This is a genomic window from Carnimonas bestiolae (assembly GCF_051251145.1).
Taxonomy (GTDB): Bacteria; Pseudomonadota; Gammaproteobacteria; order Pseudomonadales; family Halomonadaceae; genus Carnimonas; species Carnimonas bestiolae.
Map to the genome: position 1 here is coordinate 577,868 of NZ_JBPCZK010000001.1, position 20,149 is coordinate 598,016.

The window sequence follows — 20,149 nt, forward strand, 5'->3', positions numbered from 1 at the left end:
CCACGCAAGGCTCCATCAGGCCGGTATTACGCTTTGCCCGGCTTGAATCTGATCTGCTCAAGAATATCCGCTACCGCGTCAGAGGGGCTTTCGGCGCCAGTAATAGGACGCCCAACCACCAGGTGCGTACTGCCATCATGTAGCGCTTGCGAAGGCGTGGTGATGCGCTGCTGATCGTTGGCCGCGGATGATTTAGGGCGGATGCCCGGCGTTACTTTAAAGAATTTGTTACCGCACACCTGACGCACTCGCCGCGCCTCACGTGCAGAACACACAATCCCTTCCATGCCCGACGATTGCGCCAGCTGCGCCAGTTGCTCGACCTGCTCGTCGATCGACGCGCTTACCCCTACCTCGGCCAGTTCGTTGCCCGCCAGACTTGTCAGCACCGTCACCGCGATCAGATGAGTCGCCATGTTGTTACGTGCCAGCGCATCTGCGGCGGCTTCCATCATGCGACGACCGCCCATGGCATGCACGTTGACCATCCACACGCCCTGCTCGGCAGCGGCCAGTACGGCATTGGCCACAGTGTTTGGAATGTCGTGAAATTTAAGGTCCAGGAATACATCGAAGCCGCGGTTATGGAGCGCGCGTAGCATTAGCGGCCCTTCACGCGTAAATAGCTCCTTTCCCACCTTAACGCGGCACACTGAAGGATCGAGCTGATCCGCTATTTCAAGCGCATCGTCAAGCGTGGAGAAGTCGAGCGCCACTATCAGCGGAGAATGCATAATCTAATCCTTTAAATTGACTGAAAGCGCTGTATTGCTATCACCCGCGCGATGGCCGTCAAAAACTCGCAAACGGCAGCGGCTGAACCTGAGCATACAATTGATGGGGCCTGTTTATACCTGTGCAGTAGCTTATTGCCAAGCGCTAGCGACTGCGTTTATCGACAGCATACTAAAAAATCGGCCGCGGCGACCGATACTCCAGCGCAGGGCAATTGCTGATGATTGCCCTCTCACACCCTTTCTGGAGCTGCATATGAAAAACTGGTTAGCCGCCTCTCTTTATTCGCTGTTAGTCGCATCCACCCTTGCATTCGCCGCCCCGCAAGCCATCGATATCAACAGTGCCAACGTTAGCGAACTGGTCGCGCTACCGGGCATTGGTAAAGCGAAAGCCGAAGCCATTATTGCCGAGCGCGACGCCAACGGCCCCTTCGTCGACAGTGAAGACCTGGCGCGCGTTGGTGGCATTGGTTCAGCCACCGCCAAGAAGCTGGAAAAGCACCTCGAATTTAACGCGTCACCGAAAACGTCAGTAAAGTCATCTCCCGCGGCAACACCCAAGAGCTAGCCTTTACTATCGCAAGCGCCGCTCGCCGCACCACCATAGGCATCGGCAGCGGCCACCCCGCGGGGCAATAGCGCGCCTCGCGACAGAGAAGCGTTGCGCACCTGAAGCTTCGCTGCGTCGCTAAGAGCGCATTTTGATCAGCGCTCTTTTTTTGCTTCACGCCACCTTTCCATTGAAAAAATACGCCCATGACCCAAAATCACCACAATCCCAAGTAACGCACGGACGTTTTTCATGCCCATTTTATTACTTCCTCTTATTTACTTTATTGTCGATATTGTCGCGCTACTGATGCTGGGTCACGCTATTGGCCTGCTGCCCACACTGCTCTTGATCGTGATCACCGGATTCATCGGCTCACAGCTAATCAAGCGCCAAGGTATTGGATCGCTGCGCAATATTCAGCAAGGCATGGCCACTGGTCAGGTCAACAAAGCCGACGTTATCAAGGGCGGCTCCTCGGTGATCGCGGGATTTTTGCTACTCATGCCTGGCCCCATTAGCGATCTGCTGGGGGTGATTGCGCTGATTCCGCTGATCACCCGCAAGCTGATGGGCAAGCCGCCGGTGGAGATATACAACCCTAGAGCCGATCGCGGCGCACGTGGCACCTACGACGGCGAAAGTCGTGCTGCCAACGATGATGCGCACGCTTCCAGCGGCGACACCATCGAAGGCGAATTCATCGAACACAAAAAGGATGACCACTCGCCCCATTAATCGCAGCACGTATTAAGCACTTGCGGCCGACCTTTAGACGTCGGCCGTATTTTTGTCAGCCATGCCCTTCTACCCGCCGACTTATCCCCTTCTTAACTCCCTCTGCGAGCGAAAATTTTTTACTTCACGTCTCTTGAAATACGTCGCGCCGACCATATGTAAATCGGGCACGAGGAAGCTCGTAGAATATTGAGGCATCGCCTCACGGGTGGGCTGCCTACAGGGGCAACCTGACTCGACATTCATTTATAACCAAGCAACTTCAGGAGAGCGTTTGCAATGAGTATTCGTCCCTTGCATGAGCGCGTTGTCGTTCGTCGTCTCGAGGAAGAACAGAAAACCGCAGGCGGCATCGTTCTGCCCGGCAGCGCACAGGAAAAACCGACTCGCGGAGAAATTCTCGCCGTGGGCAAGGGCCGCATCCTTGAGAACGGCGACGTACGCCCCCTCGACGTCCAGGTCGGCGACAAGGTGATCTTCAAGGAAGGCTTTGGCGTTGAGAAGCAGAAAATCGACGGCGAAGAAGTACTGATCATGAGCGAGTCCGACATCCTCGGCGTGCTCGAAGACTGATTGACGCCACGCTCATGGCCGGCAGCCCCGCACCTTGCGATCAAGCTGGCCCGCGCACCATACGTCTACTAAACAAGTAACTCGAAATTTGAGGAAGAGTGAACAATGGCAGGCAAACAGATTAAATTCGGCGACGACGCACGCAAACGCATGGCGAAAGGCGTCAATATCCTCGCTGACGCAGTAAAAACTACGCTCGGCCCGAAAGGTCGTAACGTGGTGCTCGACAAATCCTTCGGTGCACCTACCGTCACCAAAGACGGTGTTTCCGTCGCCAAAGAAATCGAGCTGAAAGACAAGTTCGAAAACATGGGCGCGCAGATGGTCAAGGAAGTGGCTTCCAAAACCTCTGACGTTGCAGGTGACGGTACTACCACCGCTACTGTTCTCGCTCAGGCAATCGTTAACGAAGGCCTGAAAGGCGTTATCGCCGGCATGAATCCGATGGACCTGAAACGCGGTATCGACAAAGCGATCGCAGCTGCCGTTGAAGAAGTGAAATCGCTGGCCGTACCGACCAAGGACTCCAAGGCGATTGCTCAGGTAGGCACCATCTCCGCCAACGGTGATTCCAACATCGGTCAGATTATCGCTGATGCCATGGAAAAGGTTGGCAAGGAAGGCGTTATCACCGTCGATGAAGGTCGCGGCTTTGAAGACGAGCTGGAAGTGGTCGAAGGTATGCAGTTCGACCGCGGCTACCTCTCGCCCTACTTCGTGACCAACCAGGAAACCATGTCGGTTGAACTGGAAGATCCCTACATCCTTCTGGTCGACAAGAAAATTTCCAACATTCGCGAGTTGCTTCCGGTACTCGAAGGCGTTGCCAAAGCCGGCAAGCCGCTGGTGATTATCGCTGAAGACATCGAAGGCGAAGCACTGGCTACGCTGGTTGTTAACAACATGCGCGGCATCGTAAAAGTGGCTGCTGCCAAGGCACCTGGCTTCGGCGACCGTCGCAAGGCAATGCTGCAGGACATCGCAGTGCTGACTGGCGGCACCGTCATCTCCGAGGAAGTAGGCCTGAACCTCGAAGAAGCAACGGTTGAAAGCCTGGGTACCGCACGCCGTATCACCATGTCGAAAGAAAACACCACCATCATCGATGGTGCTGGCAACGACGGTGATATCGAATCGCGCGTTAACCAGATTCGCGCTCAGATCGAAGAAACTTCTTCTGACTACGACCGCGAAAAACTTCAGGAACGTGTGGCCAAGCTGGCAGGCGGCGTTGCCGTTATCCGCGTAGGCGCAGCGACTGAAGTTGAAATGAAAGAGAAGAAAGCACGCGTTGAAGACGCCCTTCACTCTACCCGCGCTGCGGTAGAAGAAGGCATCGTTCCTGGCGGCGGTACTGCGCTGATTCGCGCCCTTACCAAACTGCACGACCTCAAGGGCGACAACGAAGATCAGACTCACGGCATCCAGCTCGCACTGCGCGCTTTCGAAGCACCGCTGCGTCAGATCGTCACCAACGCTGGCGAAGAAGCCTCTGTCATCGTCAATCAGGTGAAAGCTGGCGAAGGCAACTACGGCTACAATGCCGCAACCGGTGAATATGGCGATCTGCTGGAAGCAGGTGTCGTTGACCCGGCCAAAGTAACGCGTACTGCACTGCAGTCTGCTGGCTCTATCGGCGGCCTGATGATCACCACTGAAGCAATGGTGACTGACGATCCCGAAGAAAGCAGCAACGCCGGTGGCGCTCCCGACATGAGCGGAATGGGTGGCATGGGCGGCATGATGTAAGCCATCCTACCCCTCTGTCGCCAAGCGGCAGCACAGAACCACGCGACGTCCGTCGCGTGGTTTTTTTATGCAGGCAATTTCTTACATAGCGCGGATCAGCAATAGCCGCCCAAATGTCGAGTGACAGCCGCAGCGACTGCTCCCCAGCTTTCCGATGTTTAGCGTTGATATCGCCGCTCCAATCAACACCTTCCCCATCACGCCGGTGCGAATGCATCAAGCTAACGGTATAATGGCGACTCACTCATCGACTAGCCTACCCGTGCATGCACCCAAGCTCGCTACTCTCCCACGTTCGTATCGTTCTCGTTCAGACATTTCATTCCGGCAATATCGGCTCAAGCGCCCGCGCCATGCGGACCATGGGTGTAACCGATTTACGCCTGGTTAATCCGCGCGACTTTCCCTCGGATCAGGCAACCCAAATGGCCGCCGGTGCGACCGATGTCATCGAGAGCGCTCAGGTGCACACCTCGCTGGAAGACGCGGTCGCCGACTGCCACATGGTCATTGGCGCCAGCGCGCGCCTTAGAGAGCTAGCGCTGCCCTGCTTTGAACACGGCGGTAAGATGGCCCAGGAACTCATGTCAGAAGCCGAACACGGCCCCGTTGCACTGGTGTTCGGCCGCGAGCGCTCAGGCTTGACCAACGAAGAGCTCAGCCACTGCACACACCAATTACGCTTTCCCACCGACGACAGCTACGGCGTACTCAACCTCTCACAAGCCGTACAGATCGCCTGCTACGAAGTTCGCAACGCCTGGCTTGCAGGCAATAGCGACTCCGGCTCTGCCAACATCAAAGCCAAGGAACAGCGCCCCACCGCCGCACAGCTCGACTACTTCGAGCAGTTGCTCACGCAGCTACTTACCCCCACCGGCTTTCTCAATCAGCCCCACGCCCGCACCGAAGAGAAACTGAATACCATTTTCCGCAGAAGCGACATGAGCAGTAACGAGCTATCGATGATGATAGGCGCGCTGAAAGCGCTAGCGAAGGGGGGAGAAAGGTAGAATCGCGACGTCTATTAGCGCTGAAATTCAAAACTGTACTTGCCCAGATCATGCAAGAGCCCGGCAGCCATCCCCCATTCACCAGCTCCGAACCGCTCCGCCCGTTGGGCGGCCATCTCACCAACCCTCTTGAGATGATCCGATAAAAGTTGCCAGTCCGATTTATTCAACTGACCGGTAGAGTGCGCATAGAACATTAACGATGCCTTATAAAACAAATAGCTTGTATCTAAATATAGATTAAAAGATGCAACTATAACCTTTATTTAAAGACCCTTTGTGCTAAAGACTGAGACTGCCACTGTTACTCCTTGAGCAACATAAAAACACCACGACGTGCAAACGTTCTATCAGGTGATGGTCAATAACCTTAAATATTCTTCAAGATAAAGCTACTTCGCTTCTGTAACTCGTCAAACTCAAAACACCCCATAAACAAAACGCCCTGCCATCTTTTGATGGCAGGGCGTTTCCTTTAAGGCTCAGCGTGGCTGAGCCTTAGCTGTGATCATTCATCAACTGGCAGGGATTAGTCCTGGCTCAGTTTTTGTTTGATCAGGTCACCGATGGTGGTCGGGCCTTCGGACTCGGGCTCTTCGGTGCGCAGCTTGTTCAGCTCGCGACGAGTATCGGCCTGGTCTTTCGCACGTACAGAGATGTTGATCTGACGGTTTTTGCGATCGACGTTGACGATACGGCCTTCGACCTTGTCACCTACGTTGATGGCGGTGCGGGCGTCTTCGATGCGCTCTTCAGCGATCTCGGAAGCTTTCAGCACAGCGATAACGTCGGTAGCGAGCTCAACGAGGGCTTCCTTGGCATCAACTTCAGTGACGGTGCCGGAAACCAGCGCGCCTTTGTCGTTAACAGCGAGGAATTCGGAAACCGGGTCGCTCTCGAGCTGCTTGATACCGAGGGAGATACGCTCACGCTCAGGATCGATAGAGAGGATAACCGCTTCTGCTTCGTCACCTTTCTTGTAGTGACGAACGGCTTCTTCGCCCTGCTCGGACCAGGAGATGTCGGAGAGGTGAACCAAACCGTCGATGCCGCCGTTCAGGCCAATGAAGATACCGAAATCGGTGATCGACTTGATGGTGCCAGAAACGCGGTCGCCCTTGTTGTAGTTGGCGCTGAACTCTTCCCACGGATTAGCAGTGGTCTGCTTGATACCGAGAGAGATACGACGACGTTCTTCGTCGATGTCGAGCACCATTACGTTGACGTCTTCACCCACCTGCACAACCTTGGAAGGATGGATGTTCTTGTTGGTCCAATCCATTTCGGATACGTGAACCAGACCTTCAACACCTTCTTCCAGCTCGGCGAAGCAGCCGTAGTCGGTCAGGTTGGTCACCTTGGCAGCGACAACAGTGCCTTCCGGGTAGCGACCCTTGATGTTGACCCAAGGATCTTCGCCCAACTGTTTCAGGCCGAGCGATACGCGGTTGCGTTCGCGGTCGAACTTGAGCACTTTAACGTTGATTTCGTCGCCAACGGAGACGATTTCAGACGGATGCTTGATGCGTTTCCAGGCCATGTCGGTGATGTGCAGCAGGCCATCAACGCCGCCGAGGTCAACGAAGGCACCGTAATCGGTAAGGTTTTTAACGATACCCTTGATCTGCTGACCTTCCTGCAGAGTAGCGAGGAGCGCTTCACGCTCGGCGCTGTTTTCTGCTTCGAGTACCGCACGACGAGAGACCACAACGTTGTTGCGCTTGGCGTCGAGTTTGATCACCTTGAAATCAAGTTCTTTGTTTTCGAGGTGAGTGGTATCGCGGACAGGACGCACGTCTACCAGAGAACCAGGCAGGAACGCACGGATAGAGTTGACATCAACAGTGAAGCCACCCTTGACCTTGCCATTGATAACGCCCTTGACGATTTCTTCGTCTTCGAACGCTTTCTCGAGTTCTTTCCACGCTTCAGCACGTTTGGCTTTTTCACGTGACAGACGAGTTTCACCGAAGCCGTCTTCTACTGCTTCCAGTGCAACGCTGACTTCATCGCCAACGCTAACGGTCAGCTCACCGTTTTCGTCCTTGAACTGCGCGGCCGGGATCTGGCCTTCCGACTTAAGACCTGCGTTAACAGTGATCCAGTCGCCGTCGATGTCCACGATTGTTGCGGTAACAATCGCACCCGGTTCCATGTTGATGTCGTTTAGAGACTGTTCAAACAGCTCAGCAAAGCTTTCGCTCATGTTATTCCTGCGTAATCTTCGTTAGACGGCAGAATAGCCGCGATCTCCATACCACCAGCGAGTATGGGCCAATGTAATGCGCTCTGAGGATGTTAACGCTGGTTCGACGTTACGCGCCTTTGCTGAAATAGTCGGCAGGCAACGCCCTGACATCGGAACAGAGCACCTTAAGGACAACAGCGCAGCCGCTTAGGCCTTGCTAAGCCCTCTCTCGACTGCCAATTGGCGAATTTTCGCTACAACGGCGTCGATCTCAAGCTCGGTGCTATCGATAGTGATGGCATCGTCGGCGGGCTTCAGAGGCGAAACCGACCGGTTGCTATCACGCTCGTCACGAGCCTGAATTTCTTCCAAAAGGTCGCTAATATTAGCAGAAATACCGCTTTCGAGCAACTGAAGGTGGCGTCGGCGGGCGCGTTCCTCGGCAGAAGCAGTAAGGAAAATTTTCAGCGGTGCCTGATCGAATACCACTGTGCCCATATCGCGCCCGTCGGCAATCAGACCAGGCGCTTTGAGGAAGTCGCGCTGGCGCTTGAGCAGCGCCTTGCGCACTTCCGGCAGCGCCGCCACGACGGATGCTGCCGTTCCTACCGCTTCTTGGCGGATGGTCTGGGTTACGTCGTCGCGATCGAGCTCAATGGTCAGTTGCCCTTCTACCGCCACAAACTCTACCGGCAGCGCTGCTGCCAGCGCCGCGACGCCCGCTTCATCTTCGGCAGCCAGACGGTGACGCTGTGCGGCCAGTGCGGTCAGGCGATAGAGCGCGCCGGAATCCAGCAAGTGCCACCCTAGTGCCTCACACAACAGTGCAGAAACAGTGCCCTTACCTGCCCCGCCTGGCCCATCGATGGTAATCACTGGAACATCTGTCATGGCGTTTACTCTTCGGTGGAAAGGTGCATGCCAATGGTGCTGGTCAGCGCCAGGAAGTTGGGGAACGAGGTGGCTACGTTGGCGCAGTCGTTAATAACGATCTCGCCTTCAGCACACAGACCCGCTACCGCGAAGGCCATCGCGATACGATGATCGCCAAGGCTATCTACTTCGCCGCCGTGATAGCGACCGCCCACAATGTCGATTCCATCATCATAGACGGTGTTGTCAACACCTAGCACGCTCAAGCCATCGGCCATGGCCTGAATGCGGTCAGACTCTTTGACGCGCAGTTCGGCGGCGTTGCGCAGGCGGGTGGTGCCTTCAGCGTTAGCCGCCGCGACGAACAGCACCGGGAATTCATCGATCGCCAGCGGCACCTGATCATCAGGAATATCAATTCCCTTAAGCCGGGCATGACGCACATGCAGGTCCGCGACCGGCTCGCCACCCACTTCACGCTCGTTAAGCACCTCGATATTGGCGCCCATCTCTCGCAGGATGTTCAACACACCAACACGCGTGGGGTTCATGCCAACGTGCTCGATGATCAGATCAGCGTCGGGCGTGATGGAGGCCGCAACAAGAAAGAACGCTGCGGAAGAGATGTCGGAAGGCACGTCGATATTGCTGCTGGTGAGTTTACCACCGCCCTTGATGCTAGCGGTCGCGCCGCTGCGCTGCACGGGATAGCCAAAGCCGTTCAGCATCCGCTCGGTGTGATCGCGGGTGGGCGCTGGCTCTGTTACCTGAGTAGTGCCTTCAGCGTACATGCCCGCCAATAGCAGGCACGACTTCACCTGCGCACTCGCCATCGGCAGCTGATAGTCGATGCCGTGCAGGGGTTGGCCGCCACTAATGCGCAGCGGCGGACGGCCGCCTTCTGCGGTTTCGATATGCGCACCCATGGTGCGCAGCGGATCGGCAACGCGATTCATCGGACGCTTGCTTAGCGATGCATCGCCGGTCAGTTCGGTATCAAACGCTTGCCCTGCCAACAGTCCGCTGAATAGCCGCATCGCCGTTCCCGAATTGCCGAGATAAAGAGGCGCTGCTGGCTTTCTCAAGCCGTTCAGACCCACGCCATAAATGGTAACTTTGCCATTCACCGGTCCTTCGATAGCGACGCCCATATCGCGAAACGCCTGCAGTGTGGCCAGGCTGTCCTCGCCTTCCAGAAAGCCTTTTACCTCAGTAACGCCTTCCGCCAGCGCGCCCAGCATGATGGAGCGGTGCGAAATGGATTTGTCTCCGGGCACTCTGATGGTGCCATTCACTTTGCCACCAGGCGACGTACGGTAAATCAGGTTGTTGGATTCCATGTCTTGATAGCTCGCTTGGAAACTGGATCGATTCAAAAGAGATTGGAAAAACTGGCGAGCATGGCGCGCGCGCGTGAAGGTGCCGAGCATCTCGTCGCCATCGCTGCGCTCAATGGCGCTGCGCAGTTGTCGAATGCCGGACTCATAATCGCTTAGCGCATCGAGTACTGCATCGCGATTACTGATGAAAATATCGCGCCACATCACCGGATCGGACGCCGCTATGCGGGTAAAGTCGCGGAAGCCACCGGCAGCGTAGCGGAAAATTTCGAGCCGTTCGTCTTGCTCCGCCAGCGTGTCGACCAGCGAGAAGGCCAGCAGGTGCGGCAGATGGCTGGTACGCGCTAAAACCGCATCGTGGCGTTCGATAGTCAGCTCAAGCAGGTTAGCACCCAGTCTGCTCCACAGCGCACGCACCGTTGCAACGGCGGCGGTAGAGGCATTGGTATCAGGGGTGAGGATAACCTTGCGGTGACGATACAGCTCGGCGTTAGCAGCGGCGACTCCGCTACGCTCGGCTCCGGCAATTGGGTGACCAAGCACCAGCCACTCTGGCATAGCGCCGAACACGGCGATGGCAGCATCGCGAACTTCACTCTTCACGCTCGCTACGTCAGTCACAACAGCAGGGGTAGCGCGACCCTCAAGTGCGGGCCGCATGGCGCTGAACACCGATTGGCACGCCAGCACCGGCACCGCGACCACAATCACGTCGGCGCTGGCGGCGAGTGTTTCAATATCAACTGCCTGATCGATAAAACCCAACGCAACGCCCTGACGCAGCTCACTGCTATCCGTATCAGCGGCAATAATGCGCTGCGTCGCGTTACGCTGCTTCAGGCCAGCAGCAATCGAGCCGCCTATCATCCCCAACCCAACGATACCAATCGTCTGGGTATCGAAACTGGCCACACTCATGTCACAGCACGCCAACCGGATAAGAACCCAGCACTTTCAATTCAGCGGCGCATTCGGCCATTTCCTTGAGCGCTGCGGCGATATTCGGTTCCGCACGATGGCCCTTGATATCGATGAAGAAAACGTAGTTCCAAATACCGCTGCGGGAAGGCCGCGTCTCAACGCGGGTCATGTCGACGCTATGTTCGTGCAGCGGGCGTACCAAATCGTGCAGAGCACCGGGCTGGTTGCGCATCGATACCACCAGCGATGTTTTATCGTTGCCGCTAGGCGGCACGTCGCTGCTGGCAATCATCAGGAAGCGAGTGGAGTTATCGGGACGGTCTTCGATCTTTTCATCGATGATGGTCAAGCCATAGTGGAGCGCCGCCATATCGCCCGCAATGGCCGCGCTGTGCCATTCGCCTTTGACCATCCGCGCGGCCTCTGCATTAGAGGAAACCGCCACGCGCTCGGCGTGGGGATAGCGCGCATCCAGCCACTGCCGGCACTGGGCCAGCGACTGCGGATGCGAGTAAATACGGGAGATCTTATCGCGCCGAGTGTTCTCACCCACCATCAGGTTGTGATGAATGCGCAGCACCACTTCGCCGCAGATTTTAATGTTGGAATTGATAAACGAATCGAGGGTGTGGTTGACCACGCCTTCGGTGGAGTTCTCGACCGGCACGACACCATAGCTGGCAGCGCCCGCCTCTACTTCGCGGAACACGTCGTCAATTGAAGGAAGCGGCTGAGCATCGGCGAAGTTGCCGAAATGCTTCAGCGCTGCCTGCTGAGTGAAAGTGCCTTCCGGCCCCAGATAGGCCACCTTGATGGGACGCTCCAGCGCCAGACACGCGGACATAAATTCGCGGAAGAGATGAGCCATCTGCTCATCAGGCAGCGGGCCTGGGTTGAGCTCCATGATACGTCGCAGCACTTGAGCTTCGCGTTCAGGGCGATAGAACACCGCGTTGGGATCTTCACTGAGTTTAACCGCTGCAACTTGCTGCGCGCAGCGTGCCCGCGCGCTGATCAGCGATAGCAGCTGTCCATCAATCGCATCAATGCGCTGACGCAGATCATCAAGGTTGGTGAGTTGCTCAATGCCCTGTGCCAGTGAGGAAGAAGCCCCCTGATCGGCACCGTTGTTATCAGATCCACTCATAGTGCTGGTTACCCGTTTTTACGCGCGAATTCCTGCATGAAGGCGATCAGCGTATCGACCCCTTCTTCCGGCATTGCGTTGTAGATGCTGGCGCGCATGCCGCCTACGCTGCGGTGACCGTTCAAGGTCAGCAGCCCAGCCTGCTCTGACTCTGCGAGAAACTTCTTGTCGAGTGAGTCATCGTGCAGGCGGAACGGTATGTTCATGATCGAGCGACTGCCAACATCCATCGTATTGCTGTAGAAATCGCTGGCATCGATGGCAGCGTAAAGCTTGGCGGCCTTGCGCTGGTTGATCTTCTCGATAGCGGCAACACCGCCCTGCTCCTTCAGCCACTCGAACACCAATCCGCACAGATACCAGGCATAGGTCGGCGGCGTGTTCAGCATCGATTTATGCTTGGCGGTAACGCTGTAGTCGCACATCACGGGCACGTTCGGCATCGCACGATCAAGCAGATCTTCCCGAATGATCACTAGCGTCAATCCCGCTGGGCCGATGTTTTTCTGCGCGCCAGCGTAAATGATGCCGAAGCGCGACACATCGACGCTGTGACCAAGGATCGACGAAGACAGATCGCACACCAGCGGTACGCTGTCATCTACCTGGGGAAGCTCGTGGTAGGCAATGCCGCCGATGGTTTCGTTACCGGTAAAATGCAGGTAGGCCGCATCGTCACCGAGCTCGATTTCACTATTGGCAGGCACGCGGCGATAGCCGTCTTGTTTGGTAGAAGCCGCAATGCGTACGTCGCCCAGACGCGCGCCTTCTTCATACGCCTTCGACGCCCAATTACCGCTATCGAGATAATAACCGGTGCCGCCACTGCCCAGCAGGTTGAGCGGTACGCAAGAGAACTGCGCGGTGGCGCCCCCTTGCATGAACAGCACCCGATAGTTGTCGGGGATATTCATCAACTCGCGGAAATTGCGCTCGGCGCGCTCGGCAATTTCTACGAAATCCTTACCGCGATGGCTCATCTCCATTACCGACAGCCCTTTGCCGCGGTAATCAATCAGTTCGTCGCGCGCGCGCTCAAGCACCGCAAGCGGCAGCGTTGCGGGGCCTGAGCAGAAGTTAAAGTATCGAGTCATGATAGCTAGTGCCGATTAATCGTCCTGGGGCGCATCGTCGGATGCGTCGCCGCCATTTTCCTGTGCATCGTCTGCTGGCTGCTCTGCGTCAGCAGCAAGCGCTTCCTCTTCAGACAGCTCGGCATCGTCGATGGATTCTTCATCGAGGCGTACCGTTGCCACCAGATGCTCATTTTCTGCTGTCTTGATCAGCCGCACGCCCTGAGTATTACGCGAACTGCGCGACACTTCGCTAACACGGGTGCGCACCAGCGTACCGCGATCGGTAATCAGCATCATTTCGTCTTCTTCCGCCACTTGAATAGCGGCCACCAGCGCACCGTTACGGTCAGTCGTTTGCATGGCGATAACGCCCTGACCGCCGCGACCGCGCAGCGGGAACTCTTCGAGGCGAGTACGCTTGCCGTAGCCGTTTTCCGAGCCCGTCAGAATGAAGACCTGACCGCTCTCGGTGGTTTCAGCCACCACACTGCTATCGACATCGTTCTCGCTGTCGGCTGCTCCGTCAGCATCGGCGGCAGCATCAATATCGGTAGTACGCGGAATAATCAGGCTGATGACCTTGGCATCGCCCAGCAGACGCATGCCGCGCACGCCGCGCGCGGTACGCCCCATTGAGCGAACATCGTTTTCATCGAAACGGATGGCCTTACCGTTTGATGAGAACAGTAGCGCATGGTCGCTACCATGAGTGATAGCAGCGCCCACCAACTGATCGCCTTCTTCCAGATCAAGTGCGATCAAACCCGCCGAACGCGGACGCGAGAACTGGTCGAGAGTGGTACGTTTCACCGTGCCGTGCGCGGTTGCGAAGAAGATGAAGCTGTCCTCGCGATACTCTCTTACCGGCAGGATGGCGGTAATCCACTCGCCCTCGTCGAGATTAATCAGGTTAACCAGCGGACGACCGCGAGCGTTACGGCTGGCAACCGGCACTTCATACACTTTCAGCCAGTACACCTTGCCGCGGTCGGAGAACAGCAGCACAGTGTCATGGGTCGAGGCCACCAGCAGATGTTCGATAACGTCTTCGTCTTTCATTGAGGTGGCCGATTTGCCGCGGCCGCCGCGCTTCTGCGCCTGATAATCAGACAGCGGCTGAGTCTTGGCGTAGCCAGAGCGCGAAATGGTGACCACCATCTCTTCTTCGGCAATCAAATCTTCGATGGAAAGATCGCGTCGGCTGACCTGAATCTCGGTACGGCGCTCATCGCTGTACTGCTCGCGAATCTGCTCAAGCTCTTCGCGAATAACTTCCATCAGACGTTCGGGCGACGCCAGAATGGCTGACAGCTCGGCAATCTTCTCAAGAATCTCGTTGTAGTCGGCAATCAGCTTTTCGGTTTCCAGTCCGGTCAAGCGATGCAGACGCAAATCAAGAATGGCCTGAGCCTGCCCTTCCGTCAGGCGATATTCGCTGCGATCGTCGGCAAGGCCGAAACCGTCGCCAATATCTTCCGGCTGGCAGCTGTAGGCACCCGCGCGATCAAGCATGTCGAGCACCTGGCCGGGCTGCCAGCTGCGCTCGATCAAGCGCTCGCGCGCTTCCTGTGCACTTTTGGAAGCACGGATCAGCTCGATGACTTCATCAATATTGGAGATGGCAACCGTTAGCCCTTCGAGCACATGGCCACGCTCCTTGGCGCGGTTGAGCTCGTAAAGCGTACGGCGAGTAACCACTTCGCGACGGTGACGCAGGAAGGCTTCGAGCACCTCTTTCAGGTTCAGGGTGCGCGGCTGGCCATTTTCGAGCGCCACGATGTTGATACCGAATACGTTTTCAAGCTGGGTCTGGGCGAACAGATTGTTAACGACGACATCGCCAGACTCACCGCGTTTGGTTTCAATTACCACACGCAGGCCGTCCTTGTCGGACTCGTCGCGCAGCTCAGCGATGCCTTCGACGCGCTTCTCCTTGACCAGATCGGCAATCTTCTCGATCAGGCGCGCCTTGTTCACCTGATAGGGAAGCTCGGTGATGATGATATGGTCGCGGCCGGTTTTATCGTCGTGCTCAACGGTATGACGTGCGCGAATGTAGATACGTCCGCGGCCGGTGCGATAGGCGTCGAGAATACCCTGCTTGCCGTTGATGATACCGGCGGTGGGAAAATCGGGACCGGGAATATACTCCATCAGATCGTCGATGGTCAGATTACGATCGTTGGAGAGCGCCAGACAGGCGTCGAGCACCTCATTCATGTTGTGAGGCGGAATATTGGTCGCCATGCCGACCGCAATACCGGAAGAGCCGTTCACCAGCAGGTTGGGCACCTTGGTAGGCAGCACGTCGGGAATGCGCTGGGTGCCGTCGTAGTTATCGACCCAATCGACGGTATCCTTGTCGAGATCGGCCAACAGCTCGTGCGCCAGGCGCGCCATGCGCACCTCGGTGTAACGCATGGCTGCTGCGCTATCGCCATCAATCGAGCCGAAGTTGCCCTGCCCATCGATGAGCGGATAACGCATCGAGAAATTCTGCGCCAAACGCACGATGGTGTCGTAGACGGCGCTATCACCATGCGGGTGATACTTACCGATAACGTCGCCCACTACACGTGCCGACTTCAGGTAGGCGCGGTTCCAGGCGTTGTTGAGCTCATTCTGGGCGTACAACACGCGGCGGTGTACTGGTTTCAGACCGTCACGTACATCAGGGAGCGCGCGGCCGATAATGACGCTCATCGCGTAGTCGAGGTAAGACTGCTTGAGCTCATCCTCGATGTTGACTGGCAGAATCTCTCTGGCGATGTCACCCATGGAGCTATTAATCCCGATTTGACCTTAAAAGCGATACGAGGGCGGACGACAGCATGGCAGCGTTCAAAGGCATCGAGCGCTAACGCCACTACCCTCCAATATAATGACCAACGAGTGTACCACACAGAGCGCCCAGCGCTCGCTTCTCGATGCGATAAAATGTCGATCAACGGCAGCCACGGCCGCGAGCGCCAGCATAACGCCCAACAGGATCGGCAAACGTGTTATCAAGGCAGATTGCTGACGCCTTGAAATGCGTCATTCAGGCGACCTGTCGGTTCGTCTTGCTAGCATGCGGTGGGCGCTTTCGCCATAATGGCGCGATTGCAACCAAGGAAGCACCATGTGGTTTAAACATTTACACCTTTATCGAGTGCACGATCAGCCCAACCTAGACGAAGCGGCGCTCGAGCAGGCATTAAGCGCGCAACTGTTCCAGCCAGTCAGTAAACACGAAGCCAAACGTACCGGCTTCAGCGCTCCCGGAGGGCGTAACAGTACCCGACTGGTGCATGAGATCGCCGGTCAGCGATTGCTGCGGCTGCGCCGTCAGGAGCGGGTTCTCCCTACCGCTGTCGTTAATGAGGAAGTAGAGGAACGCTGCGCCGAGTTCGAAACCGCCAACGGTTTTGCGCCTCCCCGTCGCGAAAAGCAGGCGATCAAGGAAAAGGTGGTCGAAGAACTGCTGCCGCGCGCCTTCACTCGCAACACTCATACTGATTTATGGTGGGATACTCAGCGCTCGTTGATGGGTATCGCGTGCGCCAGTCGCAAGCGCGGCGATGAAGTGCTCGACTTGCTGCGTCAGGCGCTTGGCTCACTGAAGGTAACGCCGGTAGCTACCAAGGTACCGGTGGGTCGCACCTTAACGCAGTGGCTAAGCGATCCCTCGACCCGCCCGGATGGCCTGACCATTGGCGATAACGTCGAACTGCGTGGTGAAGATGACGGCGTGCTCAGGGCTCGCGCCATTGATCTTGAAAGCGACGAGATCCAGACAGCGCTGGCATCGGGGCGTCAGGTAAGCCGATTGGCGCTGCAGGTAGAGGGCGAACTAAGCTTCGTGCTGCAAGATGACGTTGTCCTTAAGAGCCTGAAATTCGACGACCACCTGCTCGACGAAGCTGATTCGGATGCAGGCGATGGCGACTCGATTGTCAGGCTGGAAACTGAATTCGCGCTGATGAGCAACGCGTTGGGCAAGTTAACCGATGCTCTACTGGTATGGCTGGGAGGCGAGAACGATGTCGCTGCCGCGCCGTGGGATCATGAAGCGTCCTAACCCCGTTGGGCCGCTATTCGCAATGACTAAAACGCAACGTGACAACGCTAAATGAAGTCTGATATTTCCGAGCACGCAGAGAACCGTTTCGACGCGCTACGTCCTTACAAGGACAGCGAGGTTCCCGGAGTTCTCAAGCGGCTCTCGCACGACGATGAATTCCAGGCGGCGATAGCCCGCTACCAGCTGCCGCGCCTCGATGCCTGGGCCCCTTGGCTAGCGCGCGCGCTTGTTGGCGTTAGCCTGCGCCGCAAGATGCGCGGCGTGAATACCATTGGCGATTTTCAGGTGCATATTGCTGACTACATGCGCCAGATGATTGATCGCACCGTCGATGAGCTGATTATCGAAGGTCTTGATGAGCTCGATCCCAGCAAGCCGCGCCTTTTTATCAGCAACCATCGCGATATTTCGCTCGACCCTGCGTTTGTTAACCTCGCTTTGCACTTCAAGGGGCGAGATACAGTGCGCATTGCGATTGGCGATAATCTGCTTGAGAAGCCGTTCGTATCGGCACTCATGCGATTGAATAAAAGCTTCGTGGTGCCGCGTTCTTCGGCGGGCAAGCGCGAAATGCTGAAAGCCTTCCAACTGCTGTCGGAATACATCCAATACTCCATTCAGCACGACAACCACTCAATTTGGCTCGCGCAGCGTCAGGGGCGCGCCAAAAACGGTATTGACCGCACTGATCCCGGCATTATCAAGATGCTTAGCATGGCCGAGCGCTCACGCCAGCGTGATAAGCCCATGGCCGAGATTTTTGCTGAGCTGAATATCGTCCCGGTATCGATCAGCTACGAGTACGATCCATGCGATATCAATAAGGCGCGCGAGCTGGAAGCTGCCGCTGAAGGCCGTGAGTATCGCAAGCAGGCCTTCGAAGACATGCGCTCTATCGCGGCGGGTATTACCGGGCAAAAAGGACGCGTCAAAGTGCGTTTCGGCACCGCGCTCGACCAGCATAGCTTTGATTCCACCGATGAATTGGTAAAGGAAATCGACCGTCAGGTACTGAGTGGCTATCAGCTGTTTCCCTCTCATTATCTGGCGCTCGAAATGCTCGGCATACACCCGCAGCTACTCGATATGAGCGGGATAACCGAGAAGCACCGGCAACGCTTTAACGCGCGCTACGCAGAAGTGCCCGAGCATCTGAAAAACTGGTGGCTGCACCAATACGCTAATCCGGTAATCAACTGCAAGGCACCTGAACTGCTAGAAGTCGGCTAGGCACGCCCCCGCCCTCTTAATGCAAAAAAGGCGCTCTTTGAAAGAGCGCCTTTTGCATTGGTGGCATACCGCTAACTCGCCTTGGGCTAACCCGCCATCAGCTGCGCCAGAAAGCGGGTGTCAGCAACACCAGGACCGTCAGAATTTCCAGACGGCCCAGCAGCATCGCAAACGACAGCAGCCATTTAGCGGTTTCGGGCATGCTGTGGTAGTTGCCCGCAGGACCAATCATGCTACCAAGCCCTGGCCCCACGTTGCCCAGCATGGTAACCGAAGCACTCAAGGCAGTTTGCATATCAAGCCCCAGCGCCGACAGCGCCACCGAGAGCGCCGCTACCGTAAAGAAAAACAGCGATGAGAAGGCGACCACCGAGCGAATGATATCGTCGCCGAGCGGCCGGCCGTTGTAGCGTTGGGCAAATACGCCGGCCGGATGCACCAGGTGGCGCAGCTGATTGATCAGCATGATAACGCCCACCTGAAAGCGGAATACCTTCATGCCGCCAGTAGTAGAGCCCGAACAGCCGCCAATGAACAGCAGATAGAAAAACAGGCAGACCGCGAACGGCCCCCAGTCGTTATAGTCCGAGGTAGCAAAGCCTGTGGTGGTAATGACTGAAACAACGTTGAAGGTAACGTCGGTGAGATTATCGAAAAACGATGCCGAGCCAACGTACATTCGCTCGGTGAGCATCAGCGCAATGACAACCAGCACCAGCACAAAGAAACCACGAACCTGCTGATCACGCCATATCGCAAACGAGCGCTGCGTGACCATGCGCAGATACAGCACGAACGGCAAGGCACCGCTGACCATAAAGACCACACAGGCCCACAGCAGCGCCTTGTTATTGGCGTACTCGCCGAACGACGCATCGTAGTTAGCGAAGCCACCCGTGGAGACCGAGGTCATTGCGTGCACCACCGCGTCGAAAGGCGTCATGCCGAGCAGCCAATAGGTTGCGATCGCCAGCGTGGTTTGGATCAGATACACCAGCCCAATCGACTTGGCGGCACCGCCTGCTCTGGGCACGATCTTATCCTGCCAACCCGAAGACTCAGTGTTGAAAAGTCGCATGCCGCCCACCTTAAGGAACGGCAAAATGGCGATCGCCATCACGATAATCCCGACGCCCCCCACCCACTGCAGCAGGCCCCGCCACAGCTTGATACCGTCGGAGAGATTATCCAGATTCACCATTACCGTGGCACCGGTACTGGTAACCCCCGATACCGCCTCAAACACCGCATCGGCGACCGACAGTCGCGCCGATCCTAATATCAGCGGCAAACTCGCGAAGGCGGAGAATACCAGCCACGCCATCACCGTCAGAATAAACATCTGACGCGGCCGCAGATGCATATTGGAGTTACGGGTAATCACCAACAGCAGTCCAGATACTGCCAGGGTAATCAATACCGAACTGGCGAAAGCGCGCAGATCGGCATCGTGCTCGGATATCAGCAGTACCAATGGCACAGACATCATCACTGCCAGCACCAGCAGCAGTACCGCGATAATGCGCAGTACCGGCGCCAGGCCCGCCTGATGAGTAATAGGGTTAGGCAATGAGCGCAACCACGACGAGGGCGACATCACGGGAGTTTACTTCCTCACTCTAAATAACGTACCGCTGTGGAATAGCGACAATGCCAATATATAACGGCCACCTAACCGCCAACGGGCCAATCTGGCATTAGAAAACCGCGCCAGTGTACAGCGCCACGCAAACCTTTTCGAATACTGAATAATGGAACCGGATGAGCGCCCAGCGGCGCAGTCGCGATACTGAAACGCCGCTCTCTAACGATGGAGGAAATGGCTCTTGGTGCCTAGGTTATAAGCACGACATGCGTTCCAGCATTGCTACTATTATGGTTGTAGTGCGCTTGGGCATCTTCTGCTGAAGCGGTTGCGCTTGCCCCCATACTAACCGACACTTGCGCCTTG

General features: G+C 56.5%; 16 protein-coding genes. 7 read left to right on the forward strand and 9 right to left on the reverse strand.

The window, feature by feature from the left end; genetic code table 11:
* Positions 1-26: 26 nt before the first annotated feature.
* Entirely contained in the window at positions 27-734 is a 708-nt protein-coding gene (gene pyrF, locus R84865_RS02710; protein ID WP_435632191.1) for an orotidine-5'-phosphate decarboxylase, read from the reverse strand.
* A 256-nt stretch (positions 735-990) separates the two neighbouring features.
* On the opposite strand from pyrF, the gene R84865_RS02715 reads away from it, so the two are divergent.
* From R84865_RS02715 to R84865_RS02735, 5 genes are all read left to right on the forward strand, one after another.
* Complete coding sequence (locus tag R84865_RS02715; protein WP_435638770.1) at positions 991-1,305, forward strand: ComEA family DNA-binding protein; 315 nt, start codon at positions 991-993, stop codon at positions 1,303-1,305.
* 234 nt (positions 1,306-1,539) lie between these two features.
* The gene (locus R84865_RS02720; protein WP_435638771.1) at positions 1,540-2,025 is read left to right on the forward strand and encodes an FxsA family protein; all 486 of its coding nucleotides are present in this window, start codon (positions 1,540-1,542) and stop codon (positions 2,023-2,025) included.
* A 279-nt stretch (positions 2,026-2,304) separates the two neighbouring features.
* The gene (locus R84865_RS02725; protein WP_025731941.1) at positions 2,305-2,598 is read left to right on the forward strand and encodes a co-chaperone GroES; all 294 of its coding nucleotides are present in this window, start codon (positions 2,305-2,307) and stop codon (positions 2,596-2,598) included.
* 105 nt (positions 2,599-2,703) lie between these two features.
* Positions 2,704-4,347 (forward strand): chaperonin GroEL, encoded by a 1,644-nt coding sequence (gene groL / locus R84865_RS02730; protein ID WP_435632194.1) that lies wholly within the window; start codon positions 2,704-2,706, stop codon positions 4,345-4,347.
* A 266-nt stretch (positions 4,348-4,613) separates the two neighbouring features.
* Positions 4,614-5,360, forward strand: coding sequence for an RNA methyltransferase (locus tag R84865_RS02735; protein WP_435632195.1), 747 nt, complete (start codon positions 4,614-4,616; stop codon positions 5,358-5,360).
* A 14-nt stretch (positions 5,361-5,374) separates the two neighbouring features.
* Here R84865_RS02735 and R84865_RS02740 read toward each other — a convergent pair whose 3' ends face one another.
* The 7 genes from R84865_RS02740 to gyrA all read right to left on the reverse strand — a co-directional run bounded on the left by R84865_RS02740 (position 5,375) and on the right by gyrA (position 15,683).
* A complete protein-coding gene (locus tag R84865_RS02740; RefSeq protein ID WP_435632196.1) occupies positions 5,375-5,557 on the reverse strand; it encodes an HD domain-containing protein in 183 nt (60 codons plus the stop codon).
* Positions 5,558-5,889: 332 nt separating this feature from the next.
* Positions 5,890-7,566 (reverse strand): 30S ribosomal protein S1, encoded by a 1,677-nt coding sequence (gene rpsA, locus R84865_RS02745; protein WP_435638772.1) that lies wholly within the window; start codon positions 7,564-7,566, stop codon positions 5,890-5,892.
* A 189-nt stretch (positions 7,567-7,755) separates the two neighbouring features.
* A complete protein-coding gene (gene cmk / locus R84865_RS02750) occupies positions 7,756-8,439 on the reverse strand; it encodes a (d)CMP kinase (RefSeq protein ID WP_435632198.1) in 684 nt (227 codons plus the stop codon).
* Positions 8,440-8,444: 5 nt separating this feature from the next.
* Complete coding sequence (locus tag R84865_RS02755; RefSeq protein ID WP_435638773.1) at positions 8,445-10,679, reverse strand: bifunctional prephenate dehydrogenase/3-phosphoshikimate 1-carboxyvinyltransferase; 2,235 nt, start codon at positions 10,677-10,679, stop codon at positions 8,445-8,447.
* Position 10,680: 1 nt separating this feature from the next.
* On the reverse strand, positions 10,681-11,829 hold the full coding sequence (gene pheA / locus R84865_RS02760) for a prephenate dehydratase (RefSeq protein ID WP_435632200.1): 1,149 nt from the start codon (positions 11,827-11,829) through the stop codon (positions 10,681-10,683).
* A gap of 8 nt (positions 11,830-11,837) precedes the next feature.
* On the reverse strand, positions 11,838-12,923 hold the full coding sequence (gene serC / locus R84865_RS02765) for a 3-phosphoserine/phosphohydroxythreonine transaminase (RefSeq protein ID WP_435638774.1): 1,086 nt from the start codon (positions 12,921-12,923) through the stop codon (positions 11,838-11,840).
* A gap of 15 nt (positions 12,924-12,938) precedes the next feature.
* Entirely contained in the window at positions 12,939-15,683 is a 2,745-nt protein-coding gene (gyrA, locus tag R84865_RS02770) for a DNA gyrase subunit A (protein WP_435638775.1), read from the reverse strand.
* Positions 15,684-16,026: 343 nt separating this feature from the next.
* Between gyrA and R84865_RS02775 the strand changes: the two genes are divergently transcribed.
* Entirely contained in the window at positions 16,027-16,965 is a 939-nt protein-coding gene (locus R84865_RS02775; protein WP_435632203.1) for a recombination-associated protein RdgC, read from the forward strand.
* A 51-nt stretch (positions 16,966-17,016) separates the two neighbouring features.
* Positions 17,017-18,198 carry a 1-acyl-sn-glycerol-3-phosphate acyltransferase gene (locus tag R84865_RS02780; protein ID WP_435638776.1) on the forward strand — a complete coding sequence of 394 codons (1,182 nt, stop codon included), beginning with the start codon at positions 17,017-17,019 and terminating at the stop codon, positions 18,196-18,198.
* Between the two features lie 97 nt (positions 18,199-18,295).
* Here R84865_RS02780 and R84865_RS02785 read toward each other — a convergent pair whose 3' ends face one another.
* Positions 18,296-19,795: a TrkH family potassium uptake protein gene (locus R84865_RS02785; protein ID WP_435632310.1), complete on the reverse strand. Its 1,500-nt coding sequence runs from the start codon at positions 19,793-19,795 to the stop codon at positions 18,296-18,298.
* Positions 19,796-20,149 lie beyond the last annotated feature (354 nt).

Excerpts from the sequence above, each read along its gene's own strand:
- R84865_RS02735 (WP_435632195.1), top strand. The coding sequence starts at position 4,614 with ATGCACCCAAGCTCGCTACTCTCCCACGTTCGTATCGTTCTCGTTCAG.
- R84865_RS02715 (WP_435638770.1), top strand. The coding sequence starts at position 991 with ATGAAAAACTGGTTAGCCGCCTCTCTTTATTCGCTGTTAGTCGCATCC.
- R84865_RS02785 (WP_435632310.1), bottom strand. The coding sequence starts at position 19,795 with ATGTCGCCCTCGTCGTGGTTGCGCTCATTGCCTAACCCTATTACTCAT.
- R84865_RS02775 (WP_435632203.1), top strand. The coding sequence starts at position 16,027 with ATGTGGTTTAAACATTTACACCTTTATCGAGTGCACGATCAGCCCAAC.
- groL (WP_435632194.1), top strand. The coding sequence starts at position 2,704 with ATGGCAGGCAAACAGATTAAATTCGGCGACGACGCACGCAAACGCATG.
- R84865_RS02780 (WP_435638776.1), top strand. The coding sequence starts at position 17,017 with ATGAAGTCTGATATTTCCGAGCACGCAGAGAACCGTTTCGACGCGCTA.
- R84865_RS02725 (WP_025731941.1), top strand. The coding sequence starts at position 2,305 with ATGAGTATTCGTCCCTTGCATGAGCGCGTTGTCGTTCGTCGTCTCGAG.
- R84865_RS02740 (WP_435632196.1), bottom strand. The coding sequence starts at position 5,557 with ATGTTCTATGCGCACTCTACCGGTCAGTTGAATAAATCGGACTGGCAA.
- serC (WP_435638774.1), bottom strand. The coding sequence starts at position 12,923 with ATGACTCGATACTTTAACTTCTGCTCAGGCCCCGCAACGCTGCCGCTT.
- rpsA (WP_435638772.1), bottom strand. The coding sequence starts at position 7,566 with ATGAGCGAAAGCTTTGCTGAGCTGTTTGAACAGTCTCTAAACGACATC.
- R84865_RS02720 (WP_435638771.1), top strand. The coding sequence starts at position 1,540 with ATGCCCATTTTATTACTTCCTCTTATTTACTTTATTGTCGATATTGTC.
- pyrF (WP_435632191.1), bottom strand. The coding sequence starts at position 734 with ATGCATTCTCCGCTGATAGTGGCGCTCGACTTCTCCACGCTTGACGAT.
- pheA (WP_435632200.1), bottom strand. The coding sequence starts at position 11,829 with ATGAGTGGATCTGATAACAACGGTGCCGATCAGGGGGCTTCTTCCTCA.
- cmk (WP_435632198.1), bottom strand. The coding sequence starts at position 8,439 with ATGACAGATGTTCCAGTGATTACCATCGATGGGCCAGGCGGGGCAGGT.
- gyrA (WP_435638775.1), bottom strand. The coding sequence starts at position 15,683 with ATGGGTGACATCGCCAGAGAGATTCTGCCAGTCAACATCGAGGATGAG.
- R84865_RS02755 (WP_435638773.1), bottom strand. The coding sequence starts at position 10,679 with ATGAGTGTGGCCAGTTTCGATACCCAGACGATTGGTATCGTTGGGTTG.